Annotated in this window: 18 protein-coding genes; 7 read left to right on the top strand and 11 right to left on the bottom strand. The window is 44.0% G+C overall.

Going from position 1 to position 21,676, the window contains the following annotated elements; translation table 11 throughout:
- Nucleotides 1–14: 14 nt before the first annotated feature.
- Genes H6G14_RS15505 through H6G14_RS15545 form a run of 9 tightly spaced genes read right to left on the bottom strand, consistent with a single transcriptional unit; the run spans nucleotide 15 to nucleotide 4,393 of the window.
- Nucleotides 15–665: a M23 family metallopeptidase gene (locus tag H6G14_RS15505; protein WP_242053450.1), complete on the bottom strand. Its 651-nt coding sequence runs from the start codon at nucleotides 663–665 to the stop codon at nucleotides 15–17.
- Nucleotides 666–669: 4 nt separating this feature from the next.
- Nucleotides 670–1,011 carry a hypothetical protein gene (locus H6G14_RS15510; protein ID WP_086834079.1) on the bottom strand — a complete coding sequence of 114 codons (342 nt, stop codon included), beginning with the start codon at nucleotides 1,009–1,011 and terminating at the stop codon, nucleotides 670–672.
- A complete protein-coding gene (locus tag H6G14_RS15515) occupies nucleotides 1,011–1,499 on the bottom strand; it encodes a hypothetical protein (RefSeq protein ID WP_190568259.1) in 489 nt (162 codons plus the stop codon). Before H6G14_RS15515 ends, H6G14_RS15510 begins: the two co-directional genes overlap by 1 nt.
- A 22-nt stretch (nucleotides 1,500–1,521) precedes the next feature.
- Nucleotides 1,522–2,085 (bottom strand): hypothetical protein, encoded by a 564-nt coding sequence (locus H6G14_RS15520; protein ID WP_190568260.1) that lies wholly within the window; start codon nucleotides 2,083–2,085, stop codon nucleotides 1,522–1,524.
- 4 nt (nucleotides 2,086–2,089) lie between these two features.
- A complete protein-coding gene (locus H6G14_RS15525) occupies nucleotides 2,090–2,932 on the bottom strand; it encodes a phage terminase large subunit family protein (RefSeq protein ID WP_190568301.1) in 843 nt (280 codons plus the stop codon).
- A 10-nt stretch (nucleotides 2,933–2,942) separates the two neighbouring features.
- A complete protein-coding gene (locus H6G14_RS15530) occupies nucleotides 2,943–3,161 on the bottom strand; it encodes a hypothetical protein (RefSeq protein ID WP_045873786.1) in 219 nt (72 codons plus the stop codon).
- A gap of 2 nt (nucleotides 3,162–3,163) precedes the next feature.
- Nucleotides 3,164–3,412: a hypothetical protein gene (locus tag H6G14_RS15535; protein ID WP_190568261.1), complete on the bottom strand. Its 249-nt coding sequence runs from the start codon at nucleotides 3,410–3,412 to the stop codon at nucleotides 3,164–3,166.
- Between the two features lie 8 nt (nucleotides 3,413–3,420).
- Nucleotides 3,421–3,972 (bottom strand): hypothetical protein, encoded by a 552-nt coding sequence (locus H6G14_RS15540; protein ID WP_190568302.1) that lies wholly within the window; start codon nucleotides 3,970–3,972, stop codon nucleotides 3,421–3,423.
- 22 nt (nucleotides 3,973–3,994) lie between these two features.
- Nucleotides 3,995–4,393 (bottom strand): hypothetical protein, encoded by a 399-nt coding sequence (locus tag H6G14_RS15545; protein ID WP_190568262.1) that lies wholly within the window; start codon nucleotides 4,391–4,393, stop codon nucleotides 3,995–3,997.
- Nucleotides 4,394–5,038: 645 nt separating this feature from the next.
- Between H6G14_RS15545 and drmD the strand changes: the two genes are divergently transcribed.
- A complete protein-coding gene (gene drmD / locus H6G14_RS15550) occupies nucleotides 5,039–8,272 on the top strand; it encodes a DISARM system SNF2-like helicase DrmD (RefSeq protein ID WP_190568303.1) in 3,234 nt (1,077 codons plus the stop codon).
- Between the two features lie 37 nt (nucleotides 8,273–8,309).
- On the opposite strand, the gene H6G14_RS15555 is transcribed toward drmD, so the two are convergent.
- Together H6G14_RS15555 and H6G14_RS15560 are read right to left on the bottom strand one after the other, a co-directional pair.
- Nucleotides 8,310–8,846 carry a hypothetical protein gene (locus tag H6G14_RS15555; RefSeq protein ID WP_190568263.1) on the bottom strand — a complete coding sequence of 179 codons (537 nt, stop codon included), beginning with the start codon at nucleotides 8,844–8,846 and terminating at the stop codon, nucleotides 8,310–8,312.
- Between the two features lie 18 nt (nucleotides 8,847–8,864).
- On the bottom strand, nucleotides 8,865–9,419 hold the full coding sequence (locus H6G14_RS15560) for a GNAT family protein (RefSeq protein ID WP_190568264.1): 555 nt from the start codon (nucleotides 9,417–9,419) through the stop codon (nucleotides 8,865–8,867).
- A gap of 90 nt (nucleotides 9,420–9,509) precedes the next feature.
- Between H6G14_RS15560 and H6G14_RS15565 the strand changes: the two genes are divergently transcribed.
- From H6G14_RS15565 to drmC, 6 genes are all read left to right on the top strand, one after another.
- Nucleotides 9,510–13,544, top strand: coding sequence for an Eco57I restriction-modification methylase domain-containing protein (locus H6G14_RS15565; protein ID WP_190568265.1), 4,035 nt, complete (start codon nucleotides 9,510–9,512; stop codon nucleotides 13,542–13,544).
- A complete protein-coding gene (locus H6G14_RS15570) occupies nucleotides 13,541–14,599 on the top strand; it encodes an AAA family ATPase (protein WP_190568266.1) in 1,059 nt (352 codons plus the stop codon). Before H6G14_RS15565 ends, H6G14_RS15570 begins: the two co-directional genes overlap by 4 nt.
- Before the next feature lie 2 nt (nucleotides 14,600–14,601).
- On the top strand, nucleotides 14,602–15,468 hold the full coding sequence (locus H6G14_RS15575; RefSeq protein WP_190568267.1) for a hypothetical protein: 867 nt from the start codon (nucleotides 14,602–14,604) through the stop codon (nucleotides 15,466–15,468).
- A gap of 119 nt (nucleotides 15,469–15,587) precedes the next feature.
- Nucleotides 15,588–18,983 carry a DISARM system helicase DrmA gene (gene drmA, locus H6G14_RS15580; RefSeq protein ID WP_190568268.1) on the top strand — a complete coding sequence of 1,132 codons (3,396 nt, stop codon included), beginning with the start codon at nucleotides 15,588–15,590 and terminating at the stop codon, nucleotides 18,981–18,983.
- Entirely contained in the window at nucleotides 18,980–20,839 is a 1,860-nt protein-coding gene (gene drmB / locus H6G14_RS15585) for a DUF1998 domain-containing protein (protein WP_190568269.1), read from the top strand. Before drmA ends, drmB begins: the two co-directional genes overlap by 4 nt.
- Nucleotides 20,836–21,639, top strand: coding sequence for a DISARM system phospholipase D-like protein DrmC (drmC, locus tag H6G14_RS15590; RefSeq protein ID WP_190568270.1), 804 nt, complete (start codon nucleotides 20,836–20,838; stop codon nucleotides 21,637–21,639). The genes drmB and drmC overlap by 4 nt, the downstream gene beginning before the upstream one ends.
- The last annotated feature ends 37 nt before the right edge of the window (nucleotides 21,640–21,676 follow it).

Genomic DNA, 21,676 nt, shown 5'->3' on the forward strand with positions numbered 1-21,676 from the left:
TAGCTAAATAACTTTCAACGGTTTGCTAAATATTCGTGTAAATAAGGGCGGGGGTTCTGCGCTACACCATTAACGTGAACCTCAAAATGTAAATGCGGGCCCGTCGAAAACCCCGTACTACCTACTGCTGCAATCATTTGCCCACGGACAACTTGTTGTCCCTGCTGCACATACAGCTGACTGGCATGACCGTAGAGAGTAGATAAACTTCCCTGATGCTGAATAATAACTGCTTTGCCGTAACCATCCCTGTCACCCGCAAAAGCTACTCGGCCAACATCAACTGCATAAATTGGAGTACCCTTGGCTGCACCAAAATCAATTCCCCTGTGAAACTTGCGATCGCCTGTAATGGGGTGTGTCCGCCAACCAAATTCACTAGTTACAGGAGTACTAGCCGCAGTAGGAAAGGCAATTCGACCGTTATTTAAAACCTGATTACTAACAACAGTTCTAGGTAGTATTAGATTCTGGAGAGATTTAACTAACAATTGAGATTCAATCCATTCAGAAACCTGGGGAATGACCATAGCTGCAATGACAACTGAGGTGGCGATCGCATATCTCCAACTTTCACTCGAATTAGTATCGGCTGTCTCATCCAAACTAGTTACAGTCGAATTACTAACCTCCTTTTTACTGTCAGTTTCAAAGATTATTCGCATTGTCTCAACGCCTTTTTGCATTAGCAGGAGAAACCTGCCAACAACCAATCTTTGCAGTACTCAATACTTCCTCAAAATCATTCTGAGCTACACGGCAATCAGGAGAATTTAGTCCATCTCCGGATGTTGCAGATTCCTTAACTTTAGGAGAATAGTGCCTAGAGACAGGATTAGAAGATATATTCACACTAGGCGCAGCAGTAGAAACAGCAGCTGGCGATAAAAATTGAAGCTTTTGTGCTAATGCCACAGCATTACGCCAGTTATAAAACTGCAAATACCCCGGTTGCAAGATATCTGCAATCCATACCAGCAGTACGAACCAAAAAATTGCCTTTACCGACATTAATCCAACTGCTTAACCACAGGCAGGGCAAAAGAAGGAACTTCCTTCGGTACAACTTCAATCTTCTTCCCAGCTGCATATCCTGGCCCGGTGTAACTGCCATTAAGGAGAAAATTCAACAGCATTATTAACAACCACACTCCTACAGCAGCGACACCCACAGGAGATTTAATTACATCAGATAAAAAATATACTGGATACCAGCCAAATCTCCAGGGATTTTGTGGATGCAACCTATGTGCTTTCCAAGTCTCAATATAAGGAATTTCTATCTGAGGAACTCTCGGCTTATAAGCAGTAGGTGCATTAATATACCTAACTTCTACAGGTTGAGTATCATAAGTGGTCATAGGAGAAATGTTATGTTGCTGATTTACCATTCCTCCTTGCTGTACCTGCTGTAACATATTTTGCAACCGATTGGCAGGCACAATTGCTCCACCTTCAGAATAATCAACATCAAAATTACGGCGTTGATTTCTACTCATAATATGACCTCAAATTAACTAACTAGCTGGCGGGTTTATTATTTATTTGGGAGTTAGTATCTTTCCAAAAATCTTCATCTTGAAGTTGGGCGTAAAACTCTTCTGGAGATAACATTCCAGGTTGATTTTGCACTCCATCTTCAACAAACTGACTACTATCTACTCGCCCTAATCCAGAAACAGTAGAACGAGGAGAAAATTGAACGACATTTTTAGCAGAAAACTCGTTATTAAATCTCATCCCAGGAGGCGAAACTGGGGGGATTAAAGAAGGCTGAATATCAGTATTAGAAACACCAACATGAAGTTGTTGATTGCCATTTCCCAAGTTATCAGACACTGCATCTGTTTCTTCAACTGCATTGTTATAGTCAGAAATGCCCCAACTCAAGAAACAAGTAAACCCAGCCAAAAATATAACTGCACTCATCCAATGCACTCCTGAATTGGGAGATGGCATCATTTCAACCGTTGTGCGAGTTGAACCTTCCAGGGTAGTACGAATAGGTGTACGTTTGACTGCCGCTACAACATTGAGCGAACACAAAGCTATGCAAATTATCGCAGCAGCAAACTTAACATACATGACATCACTCCCCTGATTTATTAACAGGTTTTCTATTAGCAATTGGATTAGGTAATTGCTTCTTCATTTGTTGGAGATATATTCGCCTTTGCTCCTCTTTTTGGCGTATTTTCTCGCGGATATCTGCCACCTGTGCCATCTGCTCTACTGGGTCTAAATACCCCCGCGCCCGTAATAGCTGCGCCTGTGCAAGCGAGTATGGTTCTTGAGCATTCCTAATCTGAATTAGCATTTGATTGAGATCGACCGATGGTTGAGATTCCAAATTCTGGGCGTAATCAATCGCCTCTAATTTACCCAAGATCAACACAGCAGCAGCCCCGGTTGGTATCTTCTCCTCAACTTTCGTACCATCGGTTTTGCGGTATCCCCAATAAAAACTATTATTTCCAGAAGCCGCTTCTAGTAAAATATCCAGCGAGTTGAACTTAACTATCTCCAGTGCCGGCATATAGTGCAGGCGGTAAAATCCAGATTTCTCATTAGCTTGCATTCTGGATATCTCACCTCGCAATTGCTGTCCCCACAATGCCGCCGCTAACTGTCGCCAGCCTGTAAGAGTAGGCGCACCCTCTACTGAGGAGTAACTGGACAGATGGTCTATATTGTAGTCAGTACGGGACAGCTTTTCTAAGTACACTTCTCGAATTTGGGCAACTTGCGCCTTTACTTGCTGTACCTCCGATATCTGATTACTTGGAATTTGTTGCTTCCATCCAACCATTAATGCAACCGCCCCAATCACAGACAGCGCACTAACAGTCGAACAAACCGTCCACAGGGTGACATTTACCTTTTGTCTTCTTCGACTTGGTTGTTTATTTCGCACAGGTGTAGGAGTAAACATCATTTACCCCTCACGTATTATCAACAACCAACTGCAACTGAGGGCGCTTGTTTAACTCGCGTGCGATCGCAATTCCTGCACCACCCACAACTATTCCGGTAAGTAGCAACAGAGGATGCAGGGCAAGAGCAGCCCCCACTCCCAACAGTTGTCCCACCATCCCAGAAACACCCAAGTTCATTAACAAACCACCCGCAGTGTTAACCAAAAAGTCAAATGCTGCACTCATACTTACTCCCTGGTAAACCAAATAACTACTAGTGCCAGAATTAAACCAACTAATTCACCTATGCCTACACCCACCAAAATTGGCTGGATGCTGTAAATCTCCTGTTTATCCTGCGTTGGGGGAATTGCTACCCATGTCCCAACCACAGTACCAGCTACTACCGAAATTAAATTTATACCAACTGCTTGGGTAGATGTTTTTCTCAAATTAAGTAAACTTTCATCCCGTATTCGATAGCAGAGGGGTAGCATCTGAGCTACTATTTCTTCTGAGATTGCCCGGTTTTCGGCTGCGAGGACTTCAACTGTCTGGGCTGCGGTGTCGATGTACCGACCAACAGTGGATGAGTCTCTTCCCCCCAGTTCACCTTGCCGAAAAAATCGTTATCAATGCGCGAATTGATTCGCTCTTGCGCCTGGTCGTAACCAGCTGGAACGGAAGTATTACCTTCAGCCAGCGAACTACTGCCATGAAAAACAAATTCTTCGAGAGCAAGTGTGGAAGATTCAAGCACCACTTTATGGCGTAATTCTCCTAACTGAATTCCCCTGTCTGCATCCCGATAAAGTATTCCAACAAAACTATCGGGGGAAGCTTGTTCTGGATCTACGCCAAATCGCTGTTTAATATACTCGCGCTTGTCGAACTTGTGTTCGCCTACTTCTGATTTGCGATCGCGCATTGCAATCAAGTGCTGGGCAGCTTCTTCCAAGGACATACCTTCACGAGAAGCTATCTCTTTAAGTTGAACTAATTGCTGTTCGATTGTTTCGTCAAGCGTATCATTTGGTTGCAAAGCTAAATCTAACAACCGACAGCAGGTACGTACTACATCAGGCGACACCTGCAAAGTCTCTGCCACTTTGTTGATATGCTTCATTGCGCTCAATTCTCCTAATTACTGATTGCACAATTGGGTTGTTTTTTTCTTCATCAGATATGTGCTTGGTCAAAAAGTTATAAAGGGTTAAGCCATTAACTTTTTGTAAATAAGCATCTAAGCCACCAGCAGGAATTACTTGCTGTAAATATTCCTTATACGTCAACCGCCGAATTTTTGTAGCAACGTAGAAAACATCAGCAATCTCAACTGTTGCTGCATCAAAATATCCTCCCCGCTTTCGCGGTTTTATTATACCGGCATAGGGATACCACTTTTGTAAAGCAGAGATTGAAATCCCGTATCTTTCGGCAAGTGTTTTTTGGGTGTAGATAACGTTTTCACATATCATCAAACTCAATTCCAAGTGAAAGACAACATCAATGAGAAGCGAATTAAACTAGCAAATTACTAAACTGTTTATAAATTAGAAAATAATTTACCAAATATGCCAGTTTAGTACAGGTATAGCTCAACTCAAATACACCTACATTTCAACCTATCTCCAAATAAACTGCACACTAGCCAAGTTACATACTGCCTGTTGATAATGCAAGCACGTTTGTATATATGAGTAAGAAATTGAAAAAATAACTTTTTTGAGAAAAAAGCACTCTAACAGAAATTCATAGTCAAAAGTGAAATTTTTGGTATCAAAATCAATTGTTACTTTTCTATCTGTAAACTTTCAGTTTTAATATCGTAATGCCGAAAAATTCATAATCATAAGTACAGTATGTATTTCAAATGTTGAAATTATTTGATTGTTAGTAGCTCAAAAAGATGATTTTGGTAGCAAATGCCACGCTTTACCATAGTCTGAAATTAAAATATAATCGTCTGATATTGCTGCGTCTCACGGACAGCTAGTGGTAAAATTTATAACTAACACTAGTTGATAAGTCCGGTACTTTAGGTGTGTATGCTATGGCAGCAATGCCTTTCGGATGACAAAACGAAAAGTGCCATTGTACTTATGTAGGACAAAATGCCAGCAATGAACCTTGAAGCCGGACAAATCGTTCGGGTACGCTCCCGACAGTATCTTGTAGAAGATGTAGTTCTTGGGCCGTCTGCTGAGGAAGACACCTTAGTTCGCCTTTCGTGTCTAGATGACGATGCACTAGGAGTTCCCCTGGAAGTTTTGTGGGAGAGAGAAGTTGATGCTCAGTACATAAGTGCAACTAATTGGGATGTAGTTGCCAGCCGAGGATTTGACGATGCACGGCTATTTTCTGCTTATCTGCACACATTGCGTTGGAACTGTGTTACCTCAATAGACCCAAAATTATTTCAAGCACCTTACAGAGCTGGAATTGAGGTAAAAGCTTATCAGCTAGAGCCGCTACGTAAAGCCTTACTGATGCCTAGAGTGGCTTTGTTTATTGCTGATGATGTTGGTTTAGGAAAAACCATTGAAGCTGGGCTGATCCTGCGTGAAATGTTGATGCGGCAAAAAGTGAGGCGCGTTATCATTTCCTGTCCCCCATCGGTGGTACGACAATGGCGCGATGAAATGGAGAGCCGATTTGGACTCACTTTTATGATTTTTGACCGGGAGTTTGTTGCCTCCCGTCGTCAAGAACGCGGCTATGGAATTAACCCTTGGACAACGCACAACCGCTTTATTATTTCTCATGCACTACTCCGAGATGAAACCTATGCTGCACCATTACGTGATTGGTTAGGTGATTTTTCTGCTGCATCAATGCTGATACTTGATGAGGCTCATAACGCCGCCCCAGCAAGTGGTGCCAAATATGCTGTTGATTCTCAACTGACACGAACTGTCCGTGACTTAGCACCTCGGTTTGAGCATAAGCTGTTTCTGTCTGCCACTCCCCACAACGGCCACTCTAACAGCTTTGCCGCATTACTAGAAATTCTTGACCCACAACGGTTTTGCCGAGGCGTACCCGTTCGCAACCCAAAACTACTTGATACTGTGATGGTAAGGCGATTAAAACGTGATCTCCGGGAAATAGGAGAAGATTTTCCTAATCGCCAAGTTATCCCCATAGTTATTGATGGACTACCTGCAAATGCCCCAGAGTTAAAGCTGTCTCGATTGTTACAAGAATATCGCCAACTACGTGAGGAGCGGTTAAAAGATACATCCAAATCTACTCAAAAGTCAGCGATGCTTGTTGTCACCTCTTTGCAAAAACGCCTACTCTCCTCTATCGAAGCATTTGCCAGAACTTTAAAGGTGCATCGTACTGCAATTGAAAAGCAAGCTGCTTCTACTCCTAATACAACTAAATTGTCACGTAATTTACCGCTACTGTGGGAACCTCCAGGGGCTGATGATGACCGCGCTGAACTTGATGAAATCGAAGTGCAGGCGGAAGAAGATGCTCAGATGATGACAGCAACTAGTCAAGCTACGACCTCTGCACTTACAGCCCGCGAACTAGAACTACTAGAAGAAATGTCTGAGACTGCAAATGCTGCACGTTATCAGCCAGATCCCCGCATCAAAGAACTAGAAAATTGGATTCGTAGTAATCTGTGTCCAAATTTGGGCGAACCAGGGGCTACTTGGAATGACCGCCGAGTAATTATATTTACTGAGTATACAGATACAAAACGTTACCTCCAACAGCAATTAGAAGCGTTGATTGCAGGCTCAGAGCGGGAACATGAGCGTATCGATGTATTTCACGGTGGTATGAGCGAAGAACGTCGAGAAGCAATCAAACTCGCTTTTAATACTGACCCGTTTCGCCATCCTCTACGTATCCTCATTGCCACCGACGCAGCACGGGAGGGGGTAAACCTACAAAATAATTGTGCTGATTTGTTCCACTTTGACGTTCCCTGGAATCCCAGCCGCATGGAACAGCGAAATGGGCGGATTGATAGAAAACTGCAACGATCGCCTATTGTTCGCTGTTACTATTTTGCATTGCCACAGCGAGCCGAAGACCGGGTACTAGATATCTTAATTAAAAAGACAGCAACCATACAAAAAGAACTGGGTAGCCTTTCCCCAGTGGTAGAGAAGAATTTATCAAGATTGCTGGAAGGGGGTATTCGCCATGAAGAAGCAAATTCAATTGCTGAGGTGATTAAAAAAGTAGACCAGTCTGAGACTCAAGCCAACGCTTTCTCCCAAGTAGTTGATGAAGAATTGGAGGAAATTAGACTCAGGAAAGAGCAGTTGGTTAACCAAGTGGCACAACTTCAAGAAATGCTCAAAACTTCCCAGGACTGGTTGGGACTGGATGACCGCCATTTTCGGGATGCTATTTCCGCTTCTTTGGAAATTTTGGGAGTAAGTTCGCTCGCACCTGTGGATGCTAATGAGGCAGCTAATGATCCTACTACTACACGTTGGATATTACCATCTCTTAACCAACGCTTGGGAACAGACCCCACCTGGGCTAGTACCCTTGATACCTTAAGAATACCGCGAAAACACGGTCAAAAACCTTGGGAATGGCGGCGGGAAGCTCCTATTCGTCCGGTAATCTTCCGTGACTCCGGTACTTTGGATGGCGATGTAGTTCACTTGCATTTGGAACACCGATTGGTACAGCGATTGCTGGGACGCTTTTTATCGCAAGGTTTTACCCATGATGAATTAACTCGTGCTTGCGTGTGTCTCACGGATGAACCTTTACCCAAAGTGTTAATTTTAGGACGTTTATCTTTGTATGGCGATCGCGCTACTAGATTACATGATGAAGTAATTGCTGTGGCTGCGGAGTGGTCAGACCCAGTAACTAGAGGGCGTAAAAAGTTACAAGCTTTACCAGAAGGACAAAAGGATGATGTTTTAGCTTTACTGGAAACTTCCTTGGCTTCTCCCCGGTTGCGAGAGGTTCCCGCATCAGTGAGACAACGCTTATGTCAAGCTACATCTCAGGATGTGGGAGAGTTGACACCACATTTACACAAACGCGCAGAGGTACTAGCTGAACGCGCCAAGAAAAAGCTGACAGCCAGAGGACAAAAGGAAGCTGAGGAAATGAAGAAGATTTTAGAAGAACAACGCGATCGCATTCTCAAAACTAAACAAGAAACCGAACAACCCCTACAGCTGTCATTATTTCCTGAAGAAGAATTGCGTCAGTTAGAAGCAGACCGTCGCCATTGGGATAAGCGGCTAAATATGTTAGCCCAAGAGTTAGTACGCGAACCAGCACGAATTGAAGCAATTTATGAAGTGAAGGCAGTACGAGTTGAGCCTGTAGGTATAGTTTATTTGTATCCAGTTAGCGGTTAGTTGTTAATTTGCAGTAATTGATTCTTAAATCTATGACTTATGCTGAAATTTTTTCAACAGAAACTTGATACATAATTGTCTCTTTTAACGCATCTGCTGCAACTGCTGCAATAGTTTCCCAATCTTCTTGTTTCAACAACACCGCCAGCAATTCGCGCAGTATCTCTCGATTAGAGATAAACTCTTCGCCGTAAAGTTCATCTTTTCCCAAAACAATGAGTATCTGTTCTCTGACTTCTGGTGTAGGTTGTCTTAATCTTTGAAGTAATCTATCTCTTGCAGTTTTTACCGCAATTTTTGTAGCTGTTCCTAAATTCCAATTATTCAGCAGCAACCGCACTTCTCGATTAAGAGAAACTCGTAAAGTTGTTAAACGTCCTAAAAGTTCAAAGTTAAGCATGAGGTCGCCAAATCCAGAACCCCAATCCAATCCAGCACCAATATTACCACCTACTTTATCTTCTGCTTCAACAGCTTTTCTCAACCATTTTTCATCAAACAATAAATCCATCGGATTTACTGCATTTTCTTGATCAAAAGTGCTTTGAATATAATTAGGTTCTTCCTGATTCATTAACTTCACCTCGCTACCTTATTCAGAAGAACGGCGAACTCCATACTCAAAATAAACCAGGTCTTCGTAATCCTCATCCTCTCCTAAATCAATCATCCCTTGATTATCATAAAATTCTTCTGCTCCTGGTAGCGAATGCAACCCAACTCTACCCTCGTAACCTAGTTCTATACTGCGGTTTCTGGCAAATGCTAAGAGTGCAGTACCAACGCCTTTTAATTTGGGTGGGCGTTGAATAAATTCCCGGTTCCAAGGCGCAGAAGCAATTCCATCAATGTATACTAACCGTTTACCCTCACTGATACGCGAACCGTGCATTTGAGTTTCAATCAGCATTAACCCTTGAGTTTTGCCTTCATACTCAATTGCATAGCCTTCGCGGTTTGGTTGTCTGTGAATAACGAACTGAAGTTTAAACTCCCAGTCCCAAAATTTATCTTCTTGTCCGTACAATCTTAATTGTTCTTTCCACTCTGAGGCATAATCATTGACGTGCTTTTGCACTAATTCTACTAAATCTGCTTCCACGGTCATGCTATCTTGACCGCGAATTAGTTGTATTTTTATTCGCATCGCACCAAAATCGTGTGCATTAGCAGATTTTGATGTTATCAGATTAAGTAAACAAACTGTACCAGACTCAAAGACCGCAAAGGAGAAACGATGGCAATTGACCCAGAAATCACCAGACACAAAGAGTGGTTGGGTTTTCTCCAGCCTGTAGGGTTGGTGGTATCTCCCCCGGCGTTGGTGAAGGCGCAGGCGGTGGTCAACCGGAATGTTGTAGATTTGCAACAATCGTTGCTGGCTGCGGTTGATGAGGATGGCTTGATTGCTGATTTTCTGGCTTTTACGGTTAATGTATTAGGCTGGGCTGAGAGCGACCTTGTTAAACCATCACCAGAATATGAGATAGCTTTACCTGATTACAGCGAAATTCTTGCGCCTACCTATATTGTCCCTGACCCAGATAGCGACAAGCCACAGATTTTGGTGCAATTAATTTCTTCTGGTACTGAGTTGGATGTAGTCGCACCAGAATTAACTAAGTCTAGCAGTGGTTGGCACGCCAGCCCCCAAGCTAAATTTGAGCGGTTGCTGCGGGAGACGCAAATACCCATAGGTTTGTTGTGTAATGGTGGGTTGCTGCGTTTGGTGTATGCACCACGGGGCGAGTCTTCTGGACACTTGACCTTTCCAGTGCAGGCGATGTGTGAGGTGTCTGGAAGGCTGATTTTGGGGGCGATGGAAATGCTGCTATCGGCATTTCGCGTGTTTAGTGCTACTACAGGCCGTCGGTTACAAAATTTGTTGGAAGATAGCCGTAAGTACCAAGCAGAAGTTTCTACAACCTTGGCTAACCAAGTACTAGATGCTTTGTGGGAACTGCTGCGTGGGTTTCAGATGGCGGATGCGGCTGTTGATGGTAAGCTCTTAAGTGAAATTGCTGCCACAAATCCGCAACACATTTATGGTGGATTAATCACTACACTGATGCGGCTGGTGTTTTTGCTCTACGCTGAGGACGAAGGGTTAATGCCACCAGACGATGTTTACCAGCGTAACTATTCTGTATCTGGATTGTATGAACGGCTACGAGAAGACGCGGGGAATTACCCTGACACGATGGATCAGCGTTATGGGGCGTGGGTATGGCTGTTAAGTTTATTTCGCTTAGTTTATGATGGGGGCGGACAAACACCAGAGTATTTACCAGCACGGCATGGTCAGCTTTTTGACCCAGATGAATATGCGTTTTTGGAAGGTCGCCCACGCGGTAGTAAGTTTGTGGCGGGTCAAGCAATCGAGCCTCCGCGAATACCCGATGGTGTGATTTATCGGTTGTTAGAAAAATTACTAATTTTAGAAGGGGAACGGCTATCTTATAGATCCTTAGATGTAGAGCAAATTGGCTCAGTATATGAAGGCATTATGGGTTTTGCTGTGGAACGGGCAGAAAGTCCCAGTATTGGAGTTTACAGTAAACCCAAGGGTTCCAAAGTTTCTACAACGGTGGTAGTTGATGTAGCAGCGATTTTGGCAACGAAATCGAGCGATCGCCAAAAGTTACTCAAGGAATTAGCAAATTGCGAAGTATCAGGTAATGCCCTCAAGGAACTGAAAGCAGCGCAGTCATTGGAAGATATAGTGATTGCACTAGGTCGCAAGGTATCGCGGCAAACACCAAATTTGTTGCCTGTGGGTTCGCTGTACTTGCAACCAGGGGAAGAACGCAGGCGTTCTGGTTCGCATTATACGCCCAGGTCACTGACTAAACCAATTGTGGAAACAACCCTGCGTCCGGTTTTGGAAGCGTTGGGAGAAAAACCGACTGCGGAACAGATTTTATCTTTGAAAGTTTGTGATTTGGCGATGGGTTCTGGTGCGTTTTTGGTAGAAACCTGTCGTCAATTGGCTGAGAAGGTGGTGGAAGCGTGGGAACGCGAGGAAAACGATACCCGCAAGGAAATGGGAATTAGCGATCGCTCCGCCAGCCAAAGGCATCCCAACCAGAATGCAACAATTAGCAATTCTGGCAAAGAAGAACCTTTATTAATTGCGCGTCGCTTGGTGGCGCAACGGTGTTTATATGGTGTGGATAAAAACCCGTTTGCGGTGAATTTGGCGAAGTTATCTTTATGGTTGGTGACGCTGGCGAGGGATTTACCGTTTACATTTCTTGACCATGCCCTCAAGTGTGGGGATTCGCTGGTAGGGTTGAGGAAAGAGCAGATTGGGTCTTTTGGTAAAGATGCGACTGACGATTTACCGCTATTTGTATATTTAAAAGAGCAACTTGACCGTGCGCGTTCTTATCGAGCGGAAATTCAGGCTTTGGATACCCGCAGTGATGCTGATGATGACCAAAAGCGGGATTATTTATACAAAGTAGAACAAGAATTGTACCAAGCGCGGTTAACAGGGGACGTAAGAATTGCGGCGTTTTTTGAAGGAAGTAATAAGAAGCAGCGAGAGAAGAGAGAAACTGAGATTGCAGAATTGGTAAGAAGGTGGCGATATCACCAAGCTGATACTGAAAGTTTGGAGGAAATTGCTAACAGGTTGCGAAGTGGAAATAAGGGGATTATTCCATTTAACTGGGATATTGAGTTTCCAGAGGTTTTTGATAGAGAGAATCCGGGGTTTGATGCAATTGTTGGAAATCCACCATTTTTGGGTGGAACAATGATTTCTGGTGCAACTTCAAAAGAATATCTCGATTGGATTACAATACAGTTTCCAGAAACAGGAAATAGAACGGATTTAGTAGCTTATTTTTTCCGTCGTGCATTTGATTTATTACGTGAAAGTGGTTCATTAGGGCTGATTGCAACTAATACAATTGCTCAAGGTGATACCCGTTATGGAGGACTTCGATGGATTTGTAAAAATAACGGTATTATTTTTGAAGCACAAAAAAGATTTAAATGGTTTGGTCAAGCCGCAGTAATTGTTAGTATTATCAATATTTTTAAAGGTAAAATATCACCTCCTTTCTATCTCGATAAAAAACCTGTACAACAAATTACTGCTTTTCTTGTCCACTCCGGAGGTCATGATAATCCAAGCAAATTTTTAGAAATGTCTGGTAAATCTACCAAGGGTATTGAACTTTATGGAAATGGTTTTTTATTCGCAGATGATGATCCTGACGCTTCTCCAATTTCATTAATGAACACACTGTTATCTAATAATCCAAAAAATCAAGAGCGTATTTTTCCTTATTTGGGTGGTTCAGAAGTTAATGAAAGTCCTACGCATTCTCACAAGCGTTATGTTATTAATTTTGGTTCGATGGAAGAACATGAAGCCAGAGAATGGGTAGAATTAATAGAAATTTTGGAGCAAAAAGTTAAACCCTCACGTTTAACAAAAGCTTCTGATGTAGCTAAAGCTCCCTGGTGGTTATTTTGGCGACCAAGAAATGATTTCCAAGCATCTATTCATCAACTAAATAATGTTTTAGCTTGTTCTAGACATCAACCACATTGGACGTTAACAATGCTTCCTTCAAGAGCAATATGGTCTGATGCTTTAGTTGTATTTGCATTTTCCAGTATGTCGGCATTTGCAATCTTACAATCTCGCATACATGAAATTTGGGCGAGATTTTTTGGTTCATCAATGAAAGATGACCTCCGCTACACCCCCTCAGACTGCTTTGAAACTTTCCCCTTCCCTGAAAACTGGGAAACTAACCCCACCCTAGAAGCCATAGGTAAAGAATACTACGAATACCGCGCCGCCTTAATGGTTCGCAACAACCAGGGACTAACCGACACTTACAACCGCTTCCACGACCCAGAAGAACGCGACCCTGATATCCTAAAATTACGCTCACTGCACGCCGCGATGGATAAAGCCGTACTCGAAGCTTACAGATGGAGTGATATCCCCACCGACTGCACCTTCCTACTAGACTACGACGATGAAGATGAGGAAGAAGAAACCAGCAACGGACGACAGCGAAAAAAACCTTGGCGTTACCGTTGGACAGAAGAAGTACATGATGAAGTATTAGTACGCCTACTCAACCTTAACCAAAAAAGAGCGCAAACTGAAATTCTCGGCGGTAAAGCAGCACAAAAGAAACCCAAGGCTAAAGCTACTAAGAAAAAAACAACCAAAACTAAATCTAAAAAGGTTGGGGAAACTACACCAATAATACCGGGATTTGATGTGGAGACTAGCTTATGAAAATTCAATCCCTACAGCTAAAATACTTTAAAAAATTCCGGTCTTCTACATTTGATTTCACAGATCCAGAAACTGGGTTGGCGCGAGATATTATTGTTCTCATCGGCATGAACGGTGCTGGAAAAACAAGTCTTTTACAAGCGATCGCCGCAACTCTCGGTACAGCAACCGGACGCTTAAAAGAACCTTCCGATTTAGAATGGGCAGGTTTTAACTATGAACTGCTTGGAAGTAACTGGGGAGCATTTGAGCCGGAGGTAACTGTACAGGTGCAGTTTTCATCTAGCGAACTCGAAGCTGTGCGGTATTTTCAACAGAAATTACGAGAAATGGGTCGTGATTTGCAGCCTCCTGCTGAAAAGCATATTGTTAACCTTAAATGGCGAAATGGGCGTGTTCAAGCAGATAGTGCTGCGGAATTATTTCAATTTAAAGGACGAGAATACGCTAAACAACTACTCCGTGCTGAAGGATTTTCAGTATTTGAACGAGTGGGTACAATTCTTTGGTACACAGAACAGAGAACTTCAACTAGCCTAACTACAGAAGACCCAGAACGCAAACTAGAAATTACAGAAGACCTGTTGCGCGATCGCCTTTCTAAGTTGCGACAATTTCATCAAGATGTAGAAAGCCGTAAAATTCCCAATCTACGCCCAGGACAAAAGGATTTATACGCCGAAATTGAACGCGCTTACAAAGCAGTCTTTCCACAACGCAGTTTTGAAGGCCCAGTTCCGCGAGAGAATGTAGACGATATCTTAAGTGAACCCTGGTTTTATTTATACGACGGTAAAAACCAGTATGAAATTTCTGAGATGTCCGGCGGTGAACGTGCTATTTTCCCAATGTTAATGGACTTTGCTAGTTGGAATATTCACAACTCTGTCATTCTAATTGATGAAATTGAATTGCACCTACATCCACCAATGCAACAGGCATTACTGAGAGCTTTACCCAAATTAGGCACAAATAATCAGTTTATTATTACAACCCACTCTGATTATGTAGAGCAATTAGTACCTGAAGCATATATTATCCGGCTAGAGGTGTAATTGTGAGTGTCGTTAGTGGCAAAATTATTTTCTGTGAGGGCAAGCAAACTAGTTTAGATTTTAGACTACTTAACAGAGTTGTCGAGAACCTTGGAACAAATAAGCCCACAATTGTTCCCTCTGGCAGTAAATTTACCTTTTCAGGTTTTGTTCAGGGTTACTTTTCTAGAGAGGGAACGACAAATCAACAAGCTATCATTTTTCGCGATCGCGATTTTGACGCTCAACCTACTACCAACATTGGATTAATCCCATTCCAATCCATGTTGCTTACCCATCGTGCTTGTGTGGAAAATTATTTAATAAATGCCGATTTAATTCACGATTATTGGCACTCAAAATATCTAGAAAAACAAGAAAATCCCACTTCCAAATGGGGACATGGAGATTCACCAGGGATTGAGGCGATCGCAACTTGGATTGAAGAAGCTGCAATCAGTTTGCAAGATTATCAAGCAGTAAGATGGGCATTAGCCGACTTGTTGCAATCAAGTGCAAGTCGGCATCAATTAAAAACAACATGGACAGGTGGTAGTGGTAAACTCCCATCCTCACTCACCCTCCAAGACTGTCAAACTGAAGCTGAAGCACTAATTAACCAGTTTCAACAAGCAGTTGGAACAGTTACATTAGCCAGATTTCAACAAAGCCTTGCTGTATATCAGCAGCAGTTTACCCAAGAGGAATTTTGGACACAGAAGCAATATTTGATCTGGTTTCATGGTAAAGATATTCAAAAAGCAATGCAGCAACAGAAACCTCAGTATATTTCTCTGAACGCTTTTTTTGATTGGGTGCTGAATCAACTTGATGTTAATCAGTATCCAGATTTAATTGAGTTACAAAGCAGAATTAACCCACTTCAATAGTAATTTCTGATTGTAAAGATAGAATAAAGTATTATTTGACACTTTTAAACACTTCGGGCAACATAAGAAAACAGTTAATTGCTTGTTATATCTTTTAAAGGAGTAAACAGCGATACACTATGCCCAATACTCCTGCCGAAGTGCGTTCATGTCTCATTGATGCCCTACAACTTGACTTAGTGGGGCCTACACCCAATGATATCGCCCATGTTGACGAAATTATCGACCAAGCTCCATCTAAGTGGTATCTCACGGGTTTTTTAGTGCCTTATGAAGCTTCGGTAGAACAGCGTTCAGAAGATATAGGTAACGATGACATAGACGAGATTTCTCAGGTGAACGCTGGCGATGATGAAAAGCAACCCGACAGTGCCTCCGCCCGGAGAGCATTTTTCCCCTCATCAATGGGTTTAAGCATCCTTGTACCAGCAACCGCTAAGGAAATCAATGTTACTGTTCACTGGGGCGATTACAGTCCAGTTGATGAAGAGGATGAAGACAGTCAGGAAGACTCTAAAAGCCAACTCCAGTTACCCCGGCTGTGGCAAAGAACCCCCGGACAAGCAGAATTAACTGTTCCTCTCCATTTAAGTAATGTACCCAAACATTGGGAAATTCCTGGTAGTAATGGTTTGAGACTCGTTACCTCAGTGCGTCCCGTAACTGCGGCGGAGTTAGTTCCTGTTGGTACTCGCTCCGTATCCGTATTCTTGGTGAACTATCGCCCGCCCGCCGCCAACCCCTACAGCGATATTGCTTTCGCCTTCCAAACTTGCCTCATCGTCCGCACTCCTTATTCTCTCGTCCCTCGTCCCAACCTGCGCGGACGGCATGGTGATGATTGGGATGAGAAGGTAGCAGATTTACAGTATCGAGATGACTATGAGTATGCAGTGGGACATAACGTTTCAGCTGTTGCTGTCACCAACGATGACACTACTTGTCAAGAAGTCCGCACTGCTTGGATGCCCATTGCTGATGTAGAAAAGGTAGTACCTGAGCAAGTTGCAGGTGTGGAACTGGGGATGGAAGCACTAGCCGCCGCACCCACGGTGGAAACTCTGCGAAATATGATGTCTGGGATAGTTGATGCTTATGGGGTGTGGATTGAAGCACAAAAGCTCAATCTTCCCAGTGAACCAGAACGACTGGAAGTTGCTAACGACTTACTCAACCGGGCAACCAGGGCAAACAAACGCATTGCTGCCGGATTGCAAGCACTAGATGATCCTAATGTATTAGAAGCATTTCAAATTGCCAATCGTGCGATCGCCACTGCTATCCGCCAGCGTCTTACCCACAATACAGATACTACCCCAGAATCTGTCAGACCTCCGGCATGGCGACCTTTTCAGCTGGCGTTTTTATTAATGAACTTGGTTGGTATCGCCCATCCCGAACACCCTGACCGAGAATTAGTAGATTTGCTGTTCTTCCCCACAGGCGGTGGTAAAACCGAAGCTTACTTAGGATTAGCAGCATTCGCAATGGTATTGCGCCGCCTGCGAAACCCCACAATAAACTCAGCTGGCGTAAGTGTTTTGATGCGTTATACCCTGCGCCTCCTTACCCTCGACCAACTAAGCCGTGCTGCTACTCTTGTCTGCGCTTTAGAGTTAGAAAGACAAAAAGATACACAAAAATTAGGCCCCTGGCCTTTTGAAATTGGACTGTGGGTGGGACAAACCGCTACTCCCAACCGTATGGGAAAAAAAGGCGATAACGATGAATACACCGCCCGCGCCCGTACTATTGCCTTTCAAAATGACACCCGCAAACCTTCACCCATCCCTTTAGAAAACTGTCCTTGGTGCGGTAAACGGTTTACCTCTGATTCCTTTCAATTACTACCAGATACAAATCAGCCAAAATCACTGCAAATTACTTGTATCAACCGCAAATGCAAATTTACCCGCAATCAATCGTTGCCCATCGTTGCCGTAGATGAACCAATTTACCAACGATTACCCAGCTTTATTATCGCCACCGTCGATAAATTCGCCAATCTCCCTTGGGTAGGAGAAACTGGAGCATTATTTGGACTGGTAGACCGTTATGACAAAGATGGTTTTTACGGGCCTGCCCATCCTGGTCGCGGTCAAGCACTTGCTGGTCATTTACCAGCCCCAGACTTGATTATTCAAGACGAGTTGCACCTAATTTCCGGCCCCTTGGGAACAATGGTAGGGTTGTATGAAACCGCCATTGACGAACTGAGCAGCCGAGAAATTAATGGTAAGAAATTACGCCCTAAAATTATTGCCTCTACCGCAACAGTACGGAGAGCTAGTAAACAAATTCGAGCCTTATTTGGTCGAGATGCTGTAGATATTTTCCCACCTCCCGGCCCAGATCGCCGCGATTCATTTTTCGCCAAAACAGTACCAGCAAGTGTCAGTAATGCCCGTACCTATGTAGGCATTGCAGCCCAGGGACGAAGCTTAAAAGTGGTACTGTTACGAACTTACTTAGCACTACTGGGTGCTGCACAGAAACATTATCAAGCAGCAGGAGGAGCAAAAAATCCTGATAACCCCGCAGACCCTTACATGACCTTGCTGGGATATTTTAACTCCCTACGCGAGCTAGGTGGTAGTCGCCGCATCGTAGAAGATGAAGTCAATTCTCGTCTAGCAAGGTATAGCCTGAGAAAACGAGTCAACGAAACTGAAGGTTTATTTGCTGACCGTCAAATTGCCTATGAACCGGCGGAATTAACTTCCCGTGTCAGCACTAATGTTGTTGCTGAAATCAAAAGCTGCTTGGCACTACCATTTCACGAGAAGAAACATATCGATGTAGCCTTAGCAACAAATATGATATCCGTGGGTTTGGATATCACCCGTCTAGGGTTAATGGTCGTGTTGGGTCAACCAAAAACAGCATCCGAGTATATTCAATCTACCAGCCGGGTGGGACGGGATGAAAATCGCCCTGGTTTGGTGATTACATTATTAAATATACATCGACCACGCGATCGCTCTCACTACGAACGCTTCCCAGCTTGGCATACCAGCTTTTATCGTTCTGTAGAAGCAACTAGCGTCACCCCATTTTCCCCTCGTGCCATTGACCGGGGTATCGCCGCTATTTCCGTTGCCTTGGCGCGTTTAGGACATCCTGGCATGACTGCACCACCCCGCGCTATCGAGATTTTACAACATCGGCAGGATTTAGAATATGTTGTCGATGCCATTAGCGATCGCGCAGAAATGCACGATAAAGAACTTGATGCTGTGGAAGCCGAAGCACTACGTCAAAAAGTTCGAGGACGGGTGAAAGATTTACTGGACACTTGGGAACGCATCGCCAGTCAAAAAATTAGCTTGCAATACCAACAAGAAGTAGGACAAGCGCCGCCATTATTATTTGACCCCCTTGACCCAGAACTTGAAAAGCAACCAATGGAAGCACGCAAGTTCAAAGCACAACGCAGCCTGCGAGATGTAGAACCAACAGTCAACTTGTGGGTTTGCAACCCTGATGGTTTTGAGGTTGAGGAGGACGAAAAATGAAGTCAAAAAGCAAACGCAAGCCTTCAGGAGAAATACGGCAAAGCCAAATTATCTCCACCTTTGGCCCCGGCGCAATGGTGGACTTACCAAATTACTCAGTTATCATCGGCGGACTCAACCACTGGCGGGGTAATAGACGGCGAATTTACGAAGACCGCCTTGCAGCCAGGGTTGCCGAGATTTTGGGTGTCAGAGACATTACCATGTATGCACCACCTACAGACGAGCAAGACCCAGCCGCCGCCAGAAGTGGGATTTCAGCTTTTACCTTCCCCACTTGGTTTGTCGCCCAAGTAGAAGAAACTTGGACTTCTCCTAACGCCAAAGAATACCGTACTCGTCCTCTGATACCTTGGGGTAGCTTAGTTAAAGGTAAATACCTCAGCGATACCAAAAAGAAAATCCCAGTTGTCCCCGTTCGCTTTGTCCAAGCTTGTGTTAACGGACACATCAGTGATATCGACTGGTATCGCTTTGTCCACAGCAATAGCGATGTTTCCAGTAAATGCCGGGGTCAACTTTGGCTTGACGAACGTGGTTCTGGCAACGATTTCGTAGATATCTTCGTTCGCTGCGAAGCCTGCGGCGCTCGTCGTCCCCTCTCTGATGCCACAGTACCCAATGGCAAAATTTTGGGTCAATGTTTGGGGCATCGTCCTTGGCTTGGGCCAAAAGCTTTTGAACCTTGCGTTTCCCGCGTCACTGGTAAACCAGAGTACAACCGACTGCTAGTAAGAGCTGCAAGTAATACCTACTTTTCTCAAGTTTTGAGTGTTATCTCCCTCCCAGACTCAGATGAAGCCCTGCGAGCAGCAGTTAATTTAGTCTATGAAGACTTTCTTCAGTATGCAGAAAGCTCAGATGATGTCAAAAGAGAACGCCGTAAACAAAAAGTTGCCAACGCCTTAGAGGGATTTAGCGATGAAGCTGTATGGGCAGAAATACGGCGCAAGCAAAGTGGACATGGAGACCAAGGTAAAAGTATTAAGCAAGTAGAAATTGAAACCTTGCTTTCCAGCCCAGAAGAGATGGGAGAAGATGCCCCAGATGGAGACTTTTACGCCCGCGCCCGCAAGTTAACTGCTTTGCCCTCATTATTATCGTCTCGTATTGACCGGATTATTTTAGTACATCGGCTACGAGAGGTCATTGCCCAAGTCGGGTTCACCCGCTTTGAACCTGCAATGCCTGATATTGATGGCGAATTGGCCCTTGATGTGCGACGGGCAGTCCTTGATATCGAACCAAGCTGGGTTCCTGCCATCGAAAACCGTGGTGAGGGTGTATTTATCAGTTTTCAAAAACAGGCAATAGAAAACTGCGTAAAGCAGCCTGCGGTACAAAAACGTGGACTGGAATTGTTGAGGGGCTTCGAGGTGTGGCAGAAGCGCAAGGCACTCCCAGAAGCTAAATTTCCTGGGCTACCTTATATTATGCTGCATTCTTTATCACATCTATTGATCACAGCAGTATCTCTAGAATGTGGTTATGCTGCTTCATCAATTCGTGAACGCATTTATGTTGGTGACACTGGCTATGGAATTCTTTTATACACTGGTTCTCCTGGGTCGGAGGGAACTTTGGGAGGTCTGGTACAAATTGGCAAGCGAATTGAGTACCATCTAACTACCGCCCTAGAATTAGGAAGGCTATGTTCTAATGACCCTGTTTGCGCCCAACACCAGCCAGACAACGTACAAGAGGAGCGTTTTTTGCATGGTGCAGCCTGTCATGGATGTTTATTAATTGCTGAATCTTCCTGCGAACGTGGTAACGAATTTCTTGACCGGGCGCTTGTCGTAGCTACAGTTGAGGGTTTGGGTGCTGAGTTTTTTCTCAATCAGGAATTGTCATGACAGCGTTTCTCCAACTGAGCCGACCAGTTTTGCTCAGTTTGGCTACAGCCTTTGAAACAGGAAGGCTTCATTCACCCTTTAACATATCAACTATTAAAACCTACGTCCCAGAAATTCTCAGTAGCAGCGTTGTTGAGGAACTTAATCGACTTAATGCAATGGGTGCTAGTCCTGACCACATAGCTTACACATTGCGTCTACTAGCAGCAGAACGGTCAGCATCACAGGAAATACACGACAGAGTAGAGTTGGTTTGGACAGGACAGGAGGTTGTTGGTTCCCAAAGCCGCGATACTAGCGTTGTCGTGCGCGAGTTATTCAGCACGGCCAAAAGTAGCATCCTCATTTCTAGTTTTGCTGTTGACAAAGGGAAAAAAGCACAAGCTTTGTTTGGTGTGCTGGCTTCCCGGATGGATGCAAATCCAGAGATAAATGTCAGGATGTTCCTTAATGTGAAGCGATCGCACAACAATAAATTACCAGAGTCAACGCTTCTCAAAGAGTTTGCAGACACATTCCGTAAAGAGATATGGACGGGACAACGCTTACCAGAAGTGTTTTATGACCCCCGTTCGCTCGCCCCAGGTACAGGTACAAAAGCCTGTCTTCATGCGAAATGTGTTGTTGTAGATGAAGAACGCCTGCTTGTAACTTCAGCCAACTTTACTGAAGCCGCCCACGAACGCAATATTGAAGCTGGTGTACTAATTGATGACCCTGTAGCTGCTAAAGGAATGCGATCGCAGTTTGAAACTTTAGTGGCAAAAAATATACTACGTCGAGTACCGGGAATTCAATGATTTGACTAATTTCGCTGCTAAAGCATATGCGCTGGCA

It is taken from the genome of Nostoc parmelioides FACHB-3921, assembly GCF_014696625.1.
Taxonomy (GTDB): Bacteria; Cyanobacteriota; Cyanobacteriia; order Cyanobacteriales; family Nostocaceae; genus Trichormus; species Trichormus parmelioides.

Excerpts from the sequence above, each read along its gene's own strand:
- H6G14_RS15520 (WP_190568260.1), bottom strand. The coding sequence starts at position 2,085 with ATGTATGTTAAGTTTGCTGCTGCGATAATTTGCATAGCTTTGTGTTCG.
- drmC (WP_190568270.1), top strand. The coding sequence starts at position 20,836 with ATGACAGCGTTTCTCCAACTGAGCCGACCAGTTTTGCTCAGTTTGGCT.
- H6G14_RS15570 (WP_190568266.1), top strand. The coding sequence starts at position 13,541 with ATGAAAATTCAATCCCTACAGCTAAAATACTTTAAAAAATTCCGGTCT.
- H6G14_RS15560 (WP_190568264.1), bottom strand. The coding sequence starts at position 9,419 with ATGCGAATAAAAATACAACTAATTCGCGGTCAAGATAGCATGACCGTG.
- H6G14_RS15530 (WP_045873786.1), bottom strand. The coding sequence starts at position 3,161 with ATGAGTGCAGCATTTGACTTTTTGGTTAACACTGCGGGTGGTTTGTTA.
- H6G14_RS15505 (WP_242053450.1), bottom strand. The coding sequence starts at position 665 with ATGCGAATAATCTTTGAAACTGACAGTAAAAAGGAGGTTAGTAATTCG.
- drmA (WP_190568268.1), top strand. The coding sequence starts at position 15,588 with ATGCCCAATACTCCTGCCGAAGTGCGTTCATGTCTCATTGATGCCCTA.
- H6G14_RS15565 (WP_190568265.1), top strand. The coding sequence starts at position 9,510 with ATGGCAATTGACCCAGAAATCACCAGACACAAAGAGTGGTTGGGTTTT.
- H6G14_RS15545 (WP_190568262.1), bottom strand. The coding sequence starts at position 4,393 with ATGATATGTGAAAACGTTATCTACACCCAAAAAACACTTGCCGAAAGA.
- H6G14_RS15515 (WP_190568259.1), bottom strand. The coding sequence starts at position 1,499 with ATGAGTAGAAATCAACGCCGTAATTTTGATGTTGATTATTCTGAAGGT.
- H6G14_RS15535 (WP_190568261.1), bottom strand. The coding sequence starts at position 3,412 with ATGCTACCCCTCTGCTATCGAATACGGGATGAAAGTTTACTTAATTTG.
- H6G14_RS15510 (WP_086834079.1), bottom strand. The coding sequence starts at position 1,011 with ATGTCGGTAAAGGCAATTTTTTGGTTCGTACTGCTGGTATGGATTGCA.
- drmB (WP_190568269.1), top strand. The coding sequence starts at position 18,980 with ATGAAGTCAAAAAGCAAACGCAAGCCTTCAGGAGAAATACGGCAAAGC.
- H6G14_RS15555 (WP_190568263.1), bottom strand. The coding sequence starts at position 8,846 with ATGAATCAGGAAGAACCTAATTATATTCAAAGCACTTTTGATCAAGAA.
- H6G14_RS15525 (WP_190568301.1), bottom strand. The coding sequence starts at position 2,932 with ATGTTTACTCCTACACCTGTGCGAAATAAACAACCAAGTCGAAGAAGA.
- drmD (WP_190568303.1), top strand. The coding sequence starts at position 5,039 with ATGAACCTTGAAGCCGGACAAATCGTTCGGGTACGCTCCCGACAGTAT.